Consider the following 15,856-nt stretch of genomic DNA (forward strand, 5'->3'; position numbering starts at 1 on the left):
AAGCAAAAAACGTAAGTATTTTTAACTTATTTTTAATTAATAATTTAGAAAAATAAGTTAAAAAATAAGAAAAAATACTATCAAAATCAGCTTAAAAATTTAAATTTTCCTATAAAAATTGGTTGGCAAAATAAGTCTAAAGATACCACTTTTTATTTCAAAAGTTTGTAAAAATCTTGTATAAGTATATAAAATCACTGAATTTTTCAGTGTTCAGACCAAAAAATTCAGTGATTTTATCAGCGGAAATTCCTAAATTTAGATGCAAAGAAACATAGTCAAAATAAGGGTCATTGTACCTAATTCATTCAAAATCAATAAAATAAAGATCTGTTTTAGAAACGATAATATTTTTAAACTGTAAATCGTTATGACAAATTACTTGAGGATCAAATTGATATTTTTGAACTAGCTTTTTGTATTTTTCATCCTTAACTTCGTCAATTTCCCAATCAAATTTTGTAATTTTTTGATTGTTTTGTTGGTGAAACTTTGAAAGTTCAGTGAATAACTTTTCAATATAAAAATCTAAGTTTTCTGAGTCTAAAATTTGTCCTTCAATCCATTTTTTAATGTAATTTCCATTTTGGTAAAAAAGAAAATTTGGATCGTTTTGAATGAAATTTTCTTCATTTTGTCAATTAACAAAATTATTTTTTGCTATTCGAATTTGTACTTTTTGCCCTTGATAAAAAGCAATAAAAGTACAATTATGTAAACCACAATAAATCAAAGTTGGATTTTTTATCAATGCACTAATATTTGGAGGAAAAACGCTGAAATTCATAGGGTTTTTTGATTAATCGGGAAAAATTGTATATTTTAGTTTTCGTCAGATTCGCTTAATTCAAGGTCAAAATAAATCATTGTATGATTTGAAATTCCTGTAATTCTTTTTATATCCTTTGGATTACGGGTTTTATCTTTTGTTGGTCTCTTATCTTGCTCTCGCATTTCGTCATATTTTTCTAAATTGACTATCTTATTCTCAAAAATTGAATACAAGTCGTATTTTTGCGCATTTTTTGTTTTTAAATCACCTTTATAAAAAATTTTGTCATAAGAATTTGAATATTCACCAAATTTTTTAGAAGATAAGGTTGTTTTTTCATCTTTATCAAGGAGTAAACGGTATGACTTTAATGTTGACTCAAATAATTTTTCGGTGTTTTCAGTGAGAATATTTGTGTCACCCATGAAGATTATTTCATTATTTAAGCCATCTTTTTCGTCAATTTCTTTTAAAACATTAGCTAAATCACGCGCTTCATCTGCTTCTTGTTGGCCTTGTTTGGGAGCTTCAGAATCAGCCTCTTCCTTACGCTTTTTATTTCTCCCCCCATTATATTTACCTTGGGCATCAAAATGACCAATTGCTAAAGTAAAATTATTTTTAATGTTAGTTTTAGTTTTAAATTTAACAGCAGCAACCGGTCGAGTTCATTTCAATTTTGTACCGTCTTGAATTAAGTATGGATTAGAATTTACTTCAAAATTTATCATTTCAAGAAGCGAAGATTTGTATAAAAAGGTGTATTTTTCTTGTTGGTTTTCTTTTCCATATTCGTCAGTAGTTATTTGTTTTCAACCAGCGGAGTGATTTAATTCGTCAAGCTCTTTTACAATATCAGCCCCGTCCCCAGTTGTAGTAATTTCGGCAAGGCCAACAACATCACTTCCAGAAGAGTTTATAACACTAGCAAGAGCATAAGTTTTGGCACTATTTGCTTTTTTTGATGATTTATTTATTTTGTTTGTGTAATCTTTAACGTTTCAAAAACCTATGCGAATTAATTGGTTATTATCTTTTTGCAAATCTTTTTCAGGTTCTTGGGTTTTTTGTGGATTTTGGTTTTGCTTTTGAGTCTCATCAACTGTAGCAGACAAATCTTTTTCTACATTTTTTTCAAGTTCTGGGTTATTTTCCTGATTTTGCTCTTGATTTTGGTTTTGCTTTTGAGTCTCATCAACTGTAGCAGACAAGTCTGTTTCTACATTTTTTTGAGGTTCTTGGATTTGTTCTTGATTTGGGTCTTGCTTTTGAGTCTCATCAACTGTAGCAGACAAGTCTTTTTCTACATTTTTTTCAGGTTCAGGTGTTTTTTCCTGATTTTGTTCTTGATTTTTAGTCTCATCAACCGTAGCAGACAAGTCTGTTTCCACATTTGTTTCAGGTTCTTGGGTTTTTTGTGGATTTTGGTTTTGCTTTTGAGTCTCATCAACTGTAGCAGACAAATCTTTTTCTACATTTTTTTCAAGTTCTGGGTTATTTTCCTGATTTTGCTCTTGATTTTGTTCTTGTTTTTGAGTTTCTTCAATCGAGGCAGACAAGTCTTTTTCTACATTCTTTTCAGGTTCTTGCGTGTTTTCTTGATTTTGATCTTGCTTTTGAGTCTCATCAACCGAAGCAGACAAGTCTTTTCTAGGCGATGTTTGACTACTTTTATTTATAATAACTCCCTTTCCGGTTTGTTCTCCGGTAGATGTACTATAAATATAATATCCACCAGCGCCAACAGCTGTGGCCGATCCTGCAAAAAGAAGCGGGAATAAAATAGCTTTTTTCATTTTAGATTAAATTTGTGTTAATCAATTTTCCTTTTAGATAATTCAATTAGAGCATCACTAACTTTTTTCAACTCAAGTTCATTTAAGATTTCTAGTAAATCAGGACAAATTTTGATATTTAAATTTTCAAAAATATCAAAATTAAATTTAGCAACATAATTTAATCTAATAAAATGTTTAAAAAACACTATTTTGTCCTTTTTTTCCTCGATTGTTTTGACAATTTTGTACTAATTTTATCAAGATTTTCCAAAATGTTATCTACATTTTTATATTTTTCTACTAATTTATTGTTTTAGAAACAATAATATTCTTAAACTGTAAATCATTATGACAAATTACTTGAGGATCAAATTGATATTTTTGAACTAGTTTTTTGTATTTTTGATCGTTAATTTGGTCAATTTGTCAATTAAATTTGCTAATTTTTGATTTTTTTGTTGGTGAAACTTTGAAAGTTCAGTAAATAACTTTTTAATATAAAAATCTAAGTTTTCTGAGTCTAAAATTTGGCCTTCAATCCATTTTTTAATGTAATTTCCCTTTTGGTAAAAAAGAAAATTTGGATCATTTTGAATGAAATTTTTTCCATTTTGTCAATCAACAAAATTGTTTTTTGCTATTCGAATTTGCACTTTTTGACCTTGATAAAAAGCAGTAAAAGTACAATTATGTAATCCACAATAAATTAAGCTTGGATTTTTTATCAAAGCAATAATATTTGGAGGAAAAACGCCGAAATTCATAGAGTTTTTTGATTAATTGAGGAAAAATTGATCTATGTTAATCTTTGTCAGATTCGCTTAATTCAAGGTCAAAATAAACCATTGTATGGTCTGAAATTCCTGCAATTCTTTTTAAATCTTTTGGATCATCGAGTTTATATTTCATTGATCTTTTATCTTGTTTTCGCATTTTGTCATATTTTTCTAAATCTACTATATTTTTCTCAAAAATTGAAAATATGTCGTATTTTTTTGCATTTGTTGTTTTTAAATCGCCTTTATAAAAAAATTTGTCATAAGAATTTGCATATTTGCCAAACTCAGAAGATAAAGTTGTTTTTTCATCTTTATTAAGGAGCGATTGATATGACTCTAATGTTGACTTAAATAATTTTTCGGTGTTTTCAGCACGAATATTTGTATCACCCATGAAGATTATCTCATTATTTAGGCCATCTTTTTCATCAATTTTAGTTAAAACATTAGCTAAATCACGAGCTTCACCTGCTTCTTGATCACCTTGTTTAGGAGCTTCAGAATCAGGTTTTTCCTTACGATTTTTACTTGCACCTGGGGCATCAAAATGACCAATTGCTAAAGTAAAATCATTTTTGATATTAGTTTTAGTTTGAAATTTCACAGCCGCAACCGGTCGGGCTCATTTCTGCAATTTTATACCATCTTGAATTAAGTATGGATTAGAATTTCCTTCAAAATTTATTGTTTCAAGAAGCGAAGACTTATATAAAAAAGTGTATTTTTCCTGTTGGTTTGTTTTCCCATATTTGTCAGTAGTTATTTGTTTTCAACCAGCGGAAGGGTTTAATATTTGAAGTTCTTTTACAATATCAGTCCCATCACCAGTTGTAGTAATTTCGGCAAGACCAACAACATCACTTCCAGAAGAATTTATAACATTAGCAAGAGCATAAGTTTTTGCACTATTTGGATTTTTTGATTTATTTGTGTAATTTAAAACGTTTCAAAAACCAACGCGAATTGATTGGATATTACCGTTTTGCGGATTTTTTTCAGGTTCTGGAGTTTTTTGTTCATTTTGATCTTGTTTTTGAGTCTCATCAACCGAAGCGGATAAGTTTTTCCTAGGCGATGTTTGACTTTTATTTATAATAACTCCCTTTCCAGTTTGTTCTCCGGTAGATGAATTATAAATAAAATATGCACCAGCGCCAATAGCTGCTGCCGATCCCGCAAAAATAAGCGGGAATAAAATAGCTTTTTTCATTTTAGATTAAATTTTGTTAATCAATTTTCCTTTTAGATAATTCAATTAGAGCATCACTAACTTTTTTTAACTCAAGTTCGTTTAAAATTTCTAGTAAATCAGGACAAATTTTGATATTTAAACTTTCAAAAATATCAAAATTAAATTTGGCACCATAATTTAATCTAATAAAATCTCTAAAAAACACTATTTTGTCCCTTTTTTCCTCGATTTGTTTTGACAATTTTGCACTAATTTTATCAAGATTTTCCAAAATGTTATCTACATTTTTATATTTTTCAAGTAATTTTATTGCGCCTTTTGCTCCTAGACCATCAATTATCTTAATATTATCAGAACTATCACCTGCTAAAACTTTAAAATCAACAATTTGGTCAGGATTAATTCCAAAATTCTGGTGAAAATTTTCCAAATTAACTGCATTAATAGAGTCATTTTTAATTTTATTAATAATAGTTGTTTTTTCATCAACTAATTGTAGTAAATCTTGGTCTGAACTAAAAATAAAAATTTCTGTTTCAGGATCGGCATTTCTTATTATTTTTTGCATAGATGCAATTAAATCATCAGCCTCAAATTCGCTGTCTTGAGATCAAAAAAATCCTGATAAACTAAGGATTTTTTTGATTATATTTATTTGCAGAAATAAAGAATCAGGTGGTTTTTGTCTACCTTTTTTGTAATCAGGATAGCTTTGGTGACGACTAGTTGTTGAGCCAAAATCAAATGCAAAATAAATATTGTTTGGCTCAACAAGTTTAATTAATTTAAAAACAGTATTAAAAAAAATATGAATTGCAAAAGTCATATCACCTTTAGAATTAACTAGCTGATTCCCGTAGTATCCAGCAAAAAATGACTTAAAAGCAAGTCAATTTCCATCAATTAGCAAAATTTTTTTATTCATAATTGTCAACTTTATTCTGTAATTATTTTTTTATTGAATATTTTCCATCATTTCTTAGAAGTAATTTAAATTTATAGGTTTTTCCTAATTCAAGTGAATAATAATACGAATTTTTTGAATAGACACCGATTTTCATTTCTCCATCTGTTAGAGTTAGATAATAAAGTATATAGCCATTATTTACATCACGTTTTTCTACATTTTTTAACTCAAGATATAATAAATATTCATTATTAGGTCTTAAATCTTTAAGTGGAGTTTGATTTGTAACCGATGTCTGTTTTTTTTCAATAAAAGACATTCCGAGATATTTTATTTCATTATTGTAGTTTTCATCTTCATTATAAGGTAGTTTTTCAAGCAAATTTGATTCAGTTTCGCTATTATTTTCAAGGGCAACCAAATTTCCGTCTTTGTCAGTTAAGACTAAAGTAGCATGATTTCAAAGTAAATCTAAATTATGAGCTAAAGTTTCTTGATTTGCAAATTCTTTTAGTGAATTTGCAAAAATTAATTTTTCAATTGCAACTTTTGAAAAATTAATTATTTTCATCCGTCTTATAAAATCAAGGAAGGACTTATATTTTCCATTTTTTTCACGTTCGTCAATAATTGATTTAATTGCGATTGCTCCAAGACCTTTTATCATTAAAAGTGGGAGATAAATAGTTTTATTTTGTTCAAAATAAGTCGCCTTGTGGGATGAAAAGTTAATATTTGGCTGTAAAATCTGAATGCCAAAATTTTTTGCTTCTTGGACATATTTTTTAATATTTGCCTGAGCCCCGTTTTCATTTGAAATAAGCTCGGCAAAAAAATAAAGGGGAAATTTAGCTTTTAAATAAGCCATTTTATAGGCTAAATTTGCATAAGCAACCGCGTGGGCTTTATTAAAACCATAGTCAGCAAATTCATAAATTTTATCATAGATTTCAGCAACTAATTTAGGATCACGCCCTAATTTAGCACCTCCTTCAAGGAAATGTTTCTTAATTTGTTCCAGTTTTGATTCATCTTTTTTGGAAATAGCAACACGAATTATATCTGCCTGAGCCAAATCAAAACCTGCAACAACTTGGCAAATTTCCATAATTTGCTCCTGGTAAATAATAACTCCAAAAGTTGACTCAAGAATTTTGTCATATTCAGGAAAATATTTAGGTCAATTTCTACTTTTTTTGTTTTGCGCATAGGTTGGAATTTGCTTGATTGGTCCAGGTCGATAAAGCGAAATTACCGCAACAACATCATTAATTGAATTTACACCGATTTTTATAATACTTTCTGTCATTCCAGGCGACTCAAGTTGGAAAATCCCGCTTGTTTTTCCTTCAGATAAAAGCTTATTTGCACTTTTATCATAGATCGGAAGTTCATTAAATTGTAAATTGTGACCTTTTTTATTAATTTCGGCAAGAATATTTGCCACAATAGTTAAATTTTTTAGACCTAAAAGGTCGATTTTCAAAAGTGAAAAATCTTCAATAAATTCAGCAGAATACTGAATCTGGTTGAGATTTTCCTTTGAATAATGAAGCGGAACTAGCTGAGAAATTGGTGTTTTTGAAAAGACAATTCCAGCTGCATGAGTTGAGGACTGACGGGGCATTCCTTCCAAAAAGACGCTGATTTCATAGATTTTTTTGTAAATTGCACTGTTGTCTTGGCCTTGAAAATTGTCGCCTTTTTGAATTAGTTTGTAAAATCCGGACTTAGTATTTTGATAAAGTTGAGCTAGTGTCGTATTTGGGCTAATTAATTTAGCGTTTTTATTAATTTGAACCTCAGGAATACCAAAACCTTTTGAAATATCGCGAAAAATACTTTTTGCCGCAAGTGTCGAAAAAGTGATAATTGTCGCGCAATGCTGCAGACCGTATTTTTGAAAAAGATAATCAATTACCTCATTTCGACGCGTATCTTGAATATCAATATCAATATCAGGCATTGATATTCGTTTGGGATTTAAAAACCTTTCAAAAATTAGGTTATATTTTAAAGGATTAACGGCGGTAATATCTAATAAATAAGCAATAAGTGATCCAGAAGCCGAACCTCGACCTGGGCCAATTAGAATATTATTTTCTCTTGCTCATTTAAGTAAATCCCAAATTATTAAAAAATAGTTACTGAATTTTAGTTCAGAAATTATTTTATATTCATATTTTAACCTTGAGGAGTAGTTGTAATTTTCAAGTTCAGTTCTTTTTTTGTTTATTGCTTCAATTAGAACATTTTTTAAAATAATATCAGGGTCGCTTTGGCCTGTTTTGTCTAAATTTGGCAAATTAATGCCAAATTTAGGAAATTCAATTTTAATATTTTTAACAAGAGTGTTTGTTCTCTTGATAATTTCAGGCTCAATTTCAACTTCTCAGTCATCAAAATCGTACAATTTTTGGCCAGGGTCAAAAATTTCGCCTTTGATTTTGTAAAGCGCTTCTAAATAAATTTTCTCTGATGCATGAAGCACATTTCGTTCTTGGACATAAATTGCATTGCTAATTTTAGGATTATTTTCGACAATATAGTAGTTTTTTAAATTATTCTGTCCTAAAAAAGTTGATAATTGCACCTTTTTTTGCCAGTAAAAACCTTTTCTGGGGTGGTCAATAATAATTATATTGTCTTGATTTAGTAAGTTGCCAAGAAAAATGTCCTCATTTTTTGTTTTTTTGGTCGAGATTTTGGACAAAAAAACATAGCCTTGATAGTTTTTTGCGAGCAAAATAAAATGAAATTTTTCAATTTCAATTTCAAGTCCAATTACAGGATTAATCCCGTTTTCCTTACATAATTTGTAAAACTTTGGAACCCCAAACATTGTGTTAAAATCAGTTAGCACCAATGTTTTTAGATTATTTTTGAGCGCAAAATCAATTAGTGAGTCTAATTTGATTGTTGATGATAAAAATGTATATTCGCTTCTTGTGTGTAAATTTATTAGATTCATATTTAAAGTAATTTTATTTTAAATTTAAAAAAATTCATTTATTTTTTGAAAAAATGTCAAAAAATAAATGAATTTTCCTAGAAAAACTTTTTAAAATAGATATTCCTGAATTTCCAGTCTGATGGCAAAATCCACATTTTAGTGGGTATAAATAGTAAAAATACCGCTAAATCCTTGTTTCTTTGACGTAAAATCTTAGTTTTTATTATTTTAAAATTAACCTTTTGCAAAAAAAAAAAAAAATGTTTGGTCTAATAAAAAATTATGTTATAATGAACTACACTAAGAATAATTAATAAATTTTGATATTGAATTAAGGGGGATTTGATTATGTTTTTTGTCTAAAAAATCAGACATTGCGAACTATCCATTATATTTTTAAATATGATGGAATGCCTTAAATTTACCCGTTTAGAAATCTATAAATTTAGGCTTTTGGTTATGGCTCTTTCAAAACTTCATATGTTTTTTTAGGCTCGACGCAAATAAAAACGAGTTTTCTATTTGCGTCGAGTTTAAATAGTAGTTGTATTTTTTTTATGTTTTTGTTAGTGGTTTAGCAAAAAAAGGTAGTTTAAAAATTTAATAATTTTGCTTTTTTAGTTAAAAAAGCGTAAAAAACTTATTAAAATAGTTAGTTTTTGTCGTTATTTTCATCTTGAGATTTAATTCTGGCAAAAATTTTGTCCATTTCGTCGACACGTTTTGCAACCGGATCGAGTTTGAAGTGTAATTCTGGAACCTTAAATCCGTCAAGAAGGTTTCCAAATTTGAGACGGATAAATTTTTCGGCTTTAATAATTTCGCCTAGAAACTTATCTTCATCATATTCAAACTCTAAATAGACAAAAAGATGAGAATTATCACCGGAAAGTCGAACTCAATTTACAGCAATTGGCATTCTTTCAGAAAAATTTGACTCAATAATTTTTGAGATCAACTGGTAATAATAAGTTTGCCGTTTTTCATGACTAACAGACATAATTTTCTCCTTTAGTTATCAATTTCAACTTCAATAAAAGATCTAAGTTCATCACCGATTTCGATGTCATCAAATTTGTAGATGTGTGTTCCAAATTCATTTCCAATTGTTACTTCTTTTACAGGATTTTTATCACGCTGAAGTGATTCAATTTTCCCTGAGTGAATTAATTTTGAATTTCTTCATAATTCAATTTTGCAATTTTCTACAAATTTTCCGCTAACAACGCTACATCCAGCAATTGAACCGACTTTAGAGAACCAAAATTTAGCAATAATTTTGGCAGTTCCAATTTGTTGAAGCTCATATTTGATTTCACGCATACTTCGAACTTGTTTTTTAATTTCATCAACTATTTTATAAATAATAGTGTGCTCGCGAATTTCAACTTGTGCTTGTTTAGCTTGCGCTTTTATTGCTGGTGGAACTTGGAGATTAAAAGTGTAAATAGTTGAATTTGAAGTTTGGGCCAGCAAAATATCGGCTTTGTTAATAATCCCAACTCCTGAGTGCAAAATGTGAATATGAACATGTTTTGAGGCAAGTTGTTCAATTGTTGAGTGCAAAGCCTGAGCAATTCCAGTCACGTCAGCTTTGATTATAATATTTAAGGTTTTTTCTTTTGTTTGTTGTGTAGTTTGAGCTTTTGTTTTTGAAAGTTTTTCTGATTGTCTTCTTTCTAATGCAAGTTGTTTGGCAAATTTTTCCTCGTGGAAACCAAAAAATTTATCACCAGCTTCAGGAACATAATTCAGACCTGTGACAATAACTGGGGTTCCCGGAGGCGCGAATTTAATTGGCTTACCGTTTGTGTCTTCAAGTGAACGAATTCGACCGTATTGACAACCAGCAACAATGAAATCTCGAACCATCAAAGTTCCATTTTGCACCATTAGAGTTGCAATTGTCCCTTTATTATGGTGAAGTTTTGCTTCAATAACGGTTCCAATTGGGTAGCGATTTTTGTTTGCTTTTAGTTCAAGAATTTCAGCAACTAGCAAAATAGACCGAAAAAGTTCATCAATTCCTTGACCAGTTAGAGCCGAACCGTAGACAAAAATATTGTTTCCTCCTCATTCTTCGGTGACAATATTTAATGCTGAAAGTTCATTTTTGATTCGATCAACGTCTTTATTAGGTTTGTCCATTTTGTTAACAAAAACAATAATAGGCACATTTGCGGCAGTAGCATGACTGATAGCTTCTTTAGTTTGAGGCATAACCCCATCATCAGCGGCAACAACAAGGACGATAATATCGGTAACTTTTGCCCCCCGAGCCCGCATTTGGGTAAAGGCTTCATGACCTGGAGTGTCAATAAAATTGATAATATGGTCTTCAAAAGTAACTTGATAAGCACCGGTGTGTTGAGTGATTCCGCCACGCTCATTTTTTGCGACATTAGTTTTTCTAATAAAATCAAGAAGTGTTGTTTTCCCGTGATCGACATGACCCATAACCGTAATAATTGGTGGGCGGTGGCTGAGATGATCAGATTCGTCTTTAATACTTACTTCTTCCATGAAATTTGATGCGTCAATTTGGACTTCTTTTTTAAAATCAAGTCCAAATTCAAGACAAACTTCGGCAATTTCATCTTCAGAAAGACTGTGATTTAAATTATACATTTTTGCTTGTTTGAAAAAATAAGTAATAATTTCATTAACAGAGACATTAATTTTTTCTGAAAGTTCGCTAATTGTCATTATTCCCGAAAAGAGGAAAACTCCGTTGTGAACTTTAGTTTCAACAGTTTTTAGTTGAGCCTTAATTTCGCCTACATTTGAGATTCTTTTTTGCGGTTTTTTCATAAGTTTTCTACCTCGATTGCTAAATTTTGGTAAGCAAAAGCGGAAATATTTGTTTTAAAAGTGCGATTAAAAAGTTTTCTTTTAATCGCATATTGAATTTTTTCATAATCATTGAAAATGTAAGCGCCCCTGCCACCAATTTTTTTATCAAAATGTTTATCAATAATTAATTTTTGATTAATATAAGTGAACCTAATTAAATTATTTATAGGATAAACTTTTTGATCAACTATACATTTTCTTGTGTGATTTTTCATTTTTTTACCTTAAAAGTCAAAATCGTCAATATCAATATCATCAACACCGGTGTATTTTACAAGATCATCATCTGATTTGAAATTTTTAATCTGTTTTTCATTTTGGATATATGATTCATTGTCTTCTTCGGTTCGATGACTGACTTGTACTTTTGGAGTTTTTTGCTCTTGTTTTTTGCCTTCTTCTAAATGTTGTTTGTCGATTAATTCATTTTCGCTAATTGCTTCGTTAAGGGCTGAGTCAAACAAAGAATCGGCATCAAAAAATTTTTTTTGACTTACATTTGAAAAAGAGTATGATTTTTCTTCTGAATCCGATTGATAATTTGAGTAATTTGGATTATTTTCTTTTTTATTAACGACTTTACCTGAAGGTCGATTTTTAGTTGCTGATTGTTTTACAGGACTAGCGGGTTTAGCAACTTCTGGCTGAGTTTTAGCAGATTTTAGCTTACTTCTAGGGATAAATTCATTCTCAACCCCATAAGGTTTTTCAAGTTCGAGAATATCTGATTCAAATTGCTGCAAAATTGAGTCAAAACTATTGCTAGGTCGACTATATGAATTTCACTTATTTTGATTTTGATAAGCGCGACTTTGCTGACGTTGCATATATTCGTTTTTGAGATCAATTAGTTCTTGATGATCTTTAACATTTCCGTTTCACTCAATTTGGAAATTATTGTCTTTTAGAACTGCAGAATAAGGCAAAATTTGAAGTTGACTACGAGTTAAATCGGCTGTTAATTTTACATTTGAACCGTTTTTTCCAATAGCAAGGCTATGTTGAAAATCAGGCACAACCACAGTAAAACGCCGTAATTTATGACTTATTTTGAACTCTTTTACGCAAATAACTTTTGAAGGTGACATTGCATTTACAATAAATTGAATTATATTGTCATCATATTTAATAACTTCAATTTTTTCGCCATCAAGTTCTTGACTAATTGCAAAAATTCTTGAACCAGTCTCGCCAACAACTGAGCCAATTTCGGAAATATCACTTGCTTCGGCATCATCAGTTTTTCGGATTGCAACCTTACATTTTTCACCAGGAATTCGTGCTATTGAAGCTATTTCAAGATATTTAGACTGTAATTCAGGAATTGCATCAATTATTTTTTTCTTAACAAGTTGAACTGATTTTGATGAAACGACAACTTGTGACTGTTTTGTATTTTTAGTTACATTTTCAATAACAACTTCATGACGTGAACCAATTTTTAAATTATTTCCAGTTGCATAATGACTTGGCATAAAAGCAGAAACTTTGTCATCGTCAATTTCAAAAATGTAACCAGCTGAAATTTTGTTTGTGATTGTCGCAGAGACAACTTGATTTTTTAATAATGAATATTTATTAAAAACATTATTACGGACAATTTCAGAAATTTTTTGTTTAAAAGTGTGCATAATTGCTGTAAAGAGTCATTGTTCAAAAGCTGTAAGGTCAAGTTCAATTGAAAAAATGTCATCAACACGGGCATTTTCGTTAACCTTTTTCGCATCAGAAACTAAAATAAATGAAATAGATTCATTAATTTTTTCTTCATTTGTCAGCTCATCAAAATAAGTATCTTCAACAACAATTCCGTTTGTATTAAAAACTTTAAAATTTGAATCTTCCAAATTAGCTTCAATTAAAATATGCGCGTCAGGGTCAATTTTTCGTGATATAACAAATTCAATAGCTTCTTGGAAAATGTCAACAACTCTATCTAGCGATAATTCGCTGTTTTTAGCAACCTCCTTAATTGATTGAACAATTAATTTTGCGTTGTCTTTTGGGTTAATTTTAGTAACTTTTTCTCTTTTTCTATTCATCTTGGCAATCCTGTCCTCTTGAAAGCACTTCTAAAATAAAATTATTTTCACTAGATTCAATTTTATCAATAAATTCAGAAATTTTTTTAGAAATCGCTTCAACTTGATCAAGTGAATTATAATTTGTAACAACTCTTAAATAGTTCAGCCCGTCTTCTAAAACAAAATTAATTGACAAAATATCATTAAATTCATCTTTTAACCTTTGTATTAAATTCAAATTTTCTCCTTTTTCTTCAATGTTTTCAATAAGTTTGTTAGGTTTAAAACAAAAAAGTCGTCACAAGGACAACCTTTTATTGAAATGTTAATTTTATAAAGGTTAAAATAATTATACAACTTTTAAAATTTTTTTAAAATAAAAAATTAAAAGTAAATGATTTTTAGCTATTATGTTATAATTAAAAAATATGTTTTTTTAGCACATTTATAGAAGTTTTGCTATTTTTTCAACATAAGTATTATAACAACTTCTAGATTTATCGTTTATTTTAGCACTTTTTTGGGTTTTTATAGTAAATATGTTTATAAATTATGATACTGCTTTAATTAGAAAAAATTCGCGTGGCGAATCATATTGAGGACCGCTAGGCTTAATTTTTAATTCAAACCGTTTTGAATTTTATTTATGATCACCTGATGCAACGCGGGTTCACTTTGCAATTTATGAAAATTCTCAAGACACAAATCCAACCGAAATAATTGCAATGACAAAGCGATCTGATGTCTGATTTTGTGAAATTGATGAAAAATTTCACGGATATCTTTATAATTTATTAATTGAACACCGTGATTCAACAATAACCGAAGCACTTGATCCTTATTCTTATAGTATTTGTCCTTTTGATTGAACTAAAAATGAAGTTCCAAAAAGTTATTTAATTGATATTTATTCACCTCAGGCTGGCATAAGTCCTTCAGAATTATCATTTCAAAGCAAAAATCCGCTGAATGATGCACTAATTTACGAATTAAATATTCGCGATTTTAGTTCAAAAAATTCAAACATAGCAAATCCAGGCACTTTTCTTGGGGCGCTAGATCAGAAAATTTTTGATTATTTATCTGGACTAAATTTTAATTTTTTACAATTATTACCAGTTCATTCTTGTTATACTTTTAGTCAAAAAAATGTTTCAATTCTTAAAAAAGGTCAAGGAAAAGGACATTTTACAAACTATAACTGAGGCTATGATCCGCTTGGATTTTTCTCAATTAATTCAAGTTATTCGACAAATCCGCTTGATCCGTATTTAAAAATAAAAGAATTTAAAGCATTTATTGACTCAGCTCATAAAAAAAATATCGGAATTATTCTTGATGTTGCTTTTAGTCAAACTTTTTGCAAATCAATTTTAGATGATGTAGCCCGTGGTTATTTTTATCGCGATGAGGCCTTGTCTTTTCCTTCCCAATTTCCGCCTCTTGATTCGCAAAAGCCAATGGCATTTAGGCTAATTTTAGACTCACTCATTTTTTTTGTGCAATACTATAAAGTTGATGGATTTCGCTTTGATGCAGCTTCGTATTTTGATAAAAAATCACTTGAAATTATAAGTATCGAACTGAAAAAAATAAATCCTAACATTATTTTGTTTGGTAAATTTTGTAAAAAAACTGATTTACAACACAAAAATCGAACTGAAAAAACTAGTCGTTCTAATAATTTTAACTTTGCTTATTTAAATTATGGACTTCCGAATGTTATTCGCGGATCGAATGTTCCTGGTGATAAAGGTTTAATTTTGTCAAAAAATAGTTCAAAATTTGCCTCATATGTTTCACTGATTCCAGGTGGGATTTTTGACTTTGATTTTGGCGATTTTTATCACTCAGCTAGAAGAGATGACCTTTTTGCAAACGATATTAGTATAAATGTTTCTTATATAACTTCATATGATGGTCCTACTTTGGCTGACAAAATTTTAACAAGTGCCTCAGGACTGACAAAAAATGCTTTTATCGAAACTTATCGTCAAGCATTAATGATGACTTTATTTGTTCAAGGAAAAGTTCTTTTAAGTTCAGGAACTGAGTTTGCCTTTTCAAAAGCATGTGATTTTTCGGGCGCTAGTTATTCAAATTGTCAACTTAATTTAAATGCAACAAAACCACCTTTTCCATATCAGGGAAATAAATTTCTTGATTTTTATTCAAATAAAACCACCGATTTTACAAACGGTCTTGATTTTAGCCTTCTTGAAATTAGCGAAATTAAAACTAAAATTTTTAATTTTTTAGCAAAAATTAACGAATTTCGCCTAAAAACCCAGTTTTTTAGATTGCCAGATAATCAAACAATTTGTGATTCGATAAAATTTGAAACTGTTGACAATAAAAAAGGTTTAATTATTTTTAACATCCAAATTAAAAACGAAATTATTAAGGTGATTCATAATTTTTCAGCCAATTTTTATGACTATAATTTTGAAGATTTTGATGTTATTTTTAATTCTAAATTACAATTTAGTCAAAATGTTATTGAAAAACGACAGTCAATCTTACTTATGAAAAAACTTTAGTCCTAAAATTTGCCTTGAATTTTAAAAACTAAAAAAACCAATAAAATAGGTAATTAAC

13 protein-coding genes are annotated in these 15,856 nt (G+C 29.3%); 1 reads left to right on the top strand and 12 read right to left on the bottom strand.

Features of this window, described 5'->3' with window-relative positions; all coding sequences use genetic code 4:
- Nucleotides 1–136: 136 nt before the first annotated feature.
- The 12 genes from V3249_RS00890 to V3249_RS00945 all read right to left on the bottom strand — a co-directional run bounded on the left by V3249_RS00890 (nt 137) and on the right by V3249_RS00945 (nt 13,496).
- Nucleotides 137–787: a phosphotransferase gene (locus V3249_RS00890; protein WP_337896858.1), complete on the bottom strand. Its 651-nt coding sequence runs from the start codon at nt 785–787 to the stop codon at nt 137–139.
- Between the two features lie 35 nt (nt 788–822).
- Nucleotides 823–2,568: an MnuA family membrane nuclease gene (locus V3249_RS00895; protein WP_341517592.1), complete on the bottom strand. Its 1,746-nt coding sequence runs from the start codon at nt 2,566–2,568 to the stop codon at nt 823–825.
- A gap of 17 nt (nt 2,569–2,585) precedes the next feature.
- A complete protein-coding gene (locus V3249_RS00900; protein ID WP_303571489.1) occupies nt 2,586–2,756 on the bottom strand; it encodes a hypothetical protein in 171 nt (56 codons plus the stop codon).
- A gap of 180 nt (nt 2,757–2,936) precedes the next feature.
- Nucleotides 2,937–3,314 carry a hypothetical protein gene (locus V3249_RS00905; protein ID WP_303571487.1) on the bottom strand — a complete coding sequence of 126 codons (378 nt, stop codon included), beginning with the start codon at nt 3,312–3,314 and terminating at the stop codon, nt 2,937–2,939.
- Nucleotides 3,315–3,351: 37 nt separating this feature from the next.
- Entirely contained in the window at nt 3,352–4,539 is a 1,188-nt protein-coding gene (locus V3249_RS00910; protein ID WP_341517593.1) for an endonuclease/exonuclease/phosphatase family protein, read from the bottom strand.
- Nucleotides 4,540–4,555: 16 nt separating this feature from the next.
- Nucleotides 4,556–5,446: a 5'-3' exonuclease gene (locus V3249_RS00915; protein ID WP_337896861.1), complete on the bottom strand. Its 891-nt coding sequence runs from the start codon at nt 5,444–5,446 to the stop codon at nt 4,556–4,558.
- Nucleotides 5,447–5,468: 22 nt separating this feature from the next.
- Nucleotides 5,469–8,399 (bottom strand): DNA polymerase III subunit alpha, encoded by a 2,931-nt coding sequence (gene dnaE, locus V3249_RS00920; protein ID WP_341517594.1) that lies wholly within the window; start codon nt 8,397–8,399, stop codon nt 5,469–5,471.
- 634 nt (nt 8,400–9,033) lie between these two features.
- Nucleotides 9,034–9,381 (bottom strand): ribosome-binding factor A, encoded by a 348-nt coding sequence (locus V3249_RS00925; RefSeq protein ID WP_044284432.1) that lies wholly within the window; start codon nt 9,379–9,381, stop codon nt 9,034–9,036.
- 11 nt (nt 9,382–9,392) lie between these two features.
- Nucleotides 9,393–11,192 carry a translation initiation factor IF-2 gene (gene infB / locus V3249_RS00930; protein WP_318047614.1) on the bottom strand — a complete coding sequence of 600 codons (1,800 nt, stop codon included), beginning with the start codon at nt 11,190–11,192 and terminating at the stop codon, nt 9,393–9,395.
- Complete coding sequence (locus tag V3249_RS00935; protein ID WP_337896863.1) at nt 11,159–11,449, bottom strand: YlxR family protein; 291 nt, start codon at nt 11,447–11,449, stop codon at nt 11,159–11,161. The genes infB and V3249_RS00935 overlap by 34 nt, the downstream gene beginning before the upstream one ends.
- Before the next feature lie 9 nt (nt 11,450–11,458).
- Nucleotides 11,459–13,276, bottom strand: coding sequence for a transcription termination/antitermination protein NusA (gene nusA, locus V3249_RS00940; protein WP_337902482.1), 1,818 nt, complete (start codon nt 13,274–13,276; stop codon nt 11,459–11,461).
- Nucleotides 13,269–13,496 carry a hypothetical protein gene (locus tag V3249_RS00945; RefSeq protein WP_044284445.1) on the bottom strand — a complete coding sequence of 76 codons (228 nt, stop codon included), beginning with the start codon at nt 13,494–13,496 and terminating at the stop codon, nt 13,269–13,271. Before V3249_RS00945 ends, nusA begins: the two co-directional genes overlap by 8 nt.
- A 301-nt stretch (nt 13,497–13,797) precedes the next feature.
- Between V3249_RS00945 and V3249_RS00950 the strand changes: the two genes are divergently transcribed.
- The gene (locus V3249_RS00950; protein ID WP_337902479.1) at nt 13,798–15,798 is read left to right on the top strand and encodes a pullulanase; all 2,001 of its coding nucleotides are present in this window, start codon (nt 13,798–13,800) and stop codon (nt 15,796–15,798) included.
- Nucleotides 15,799–15,856 lie beyond the last annotated feature (58 nt).

It is taken from the genome of Mesomycoplasma ovipneumoniae, assembly GCF_038095995.1.
GTDB lineage: Bacteria > Bacillota_I > Bacilli_A > Mycoplasmatales > Metamycoplasmataceae > Mesomycoplasma > Mesomycoplasma ovipneumoniae_F.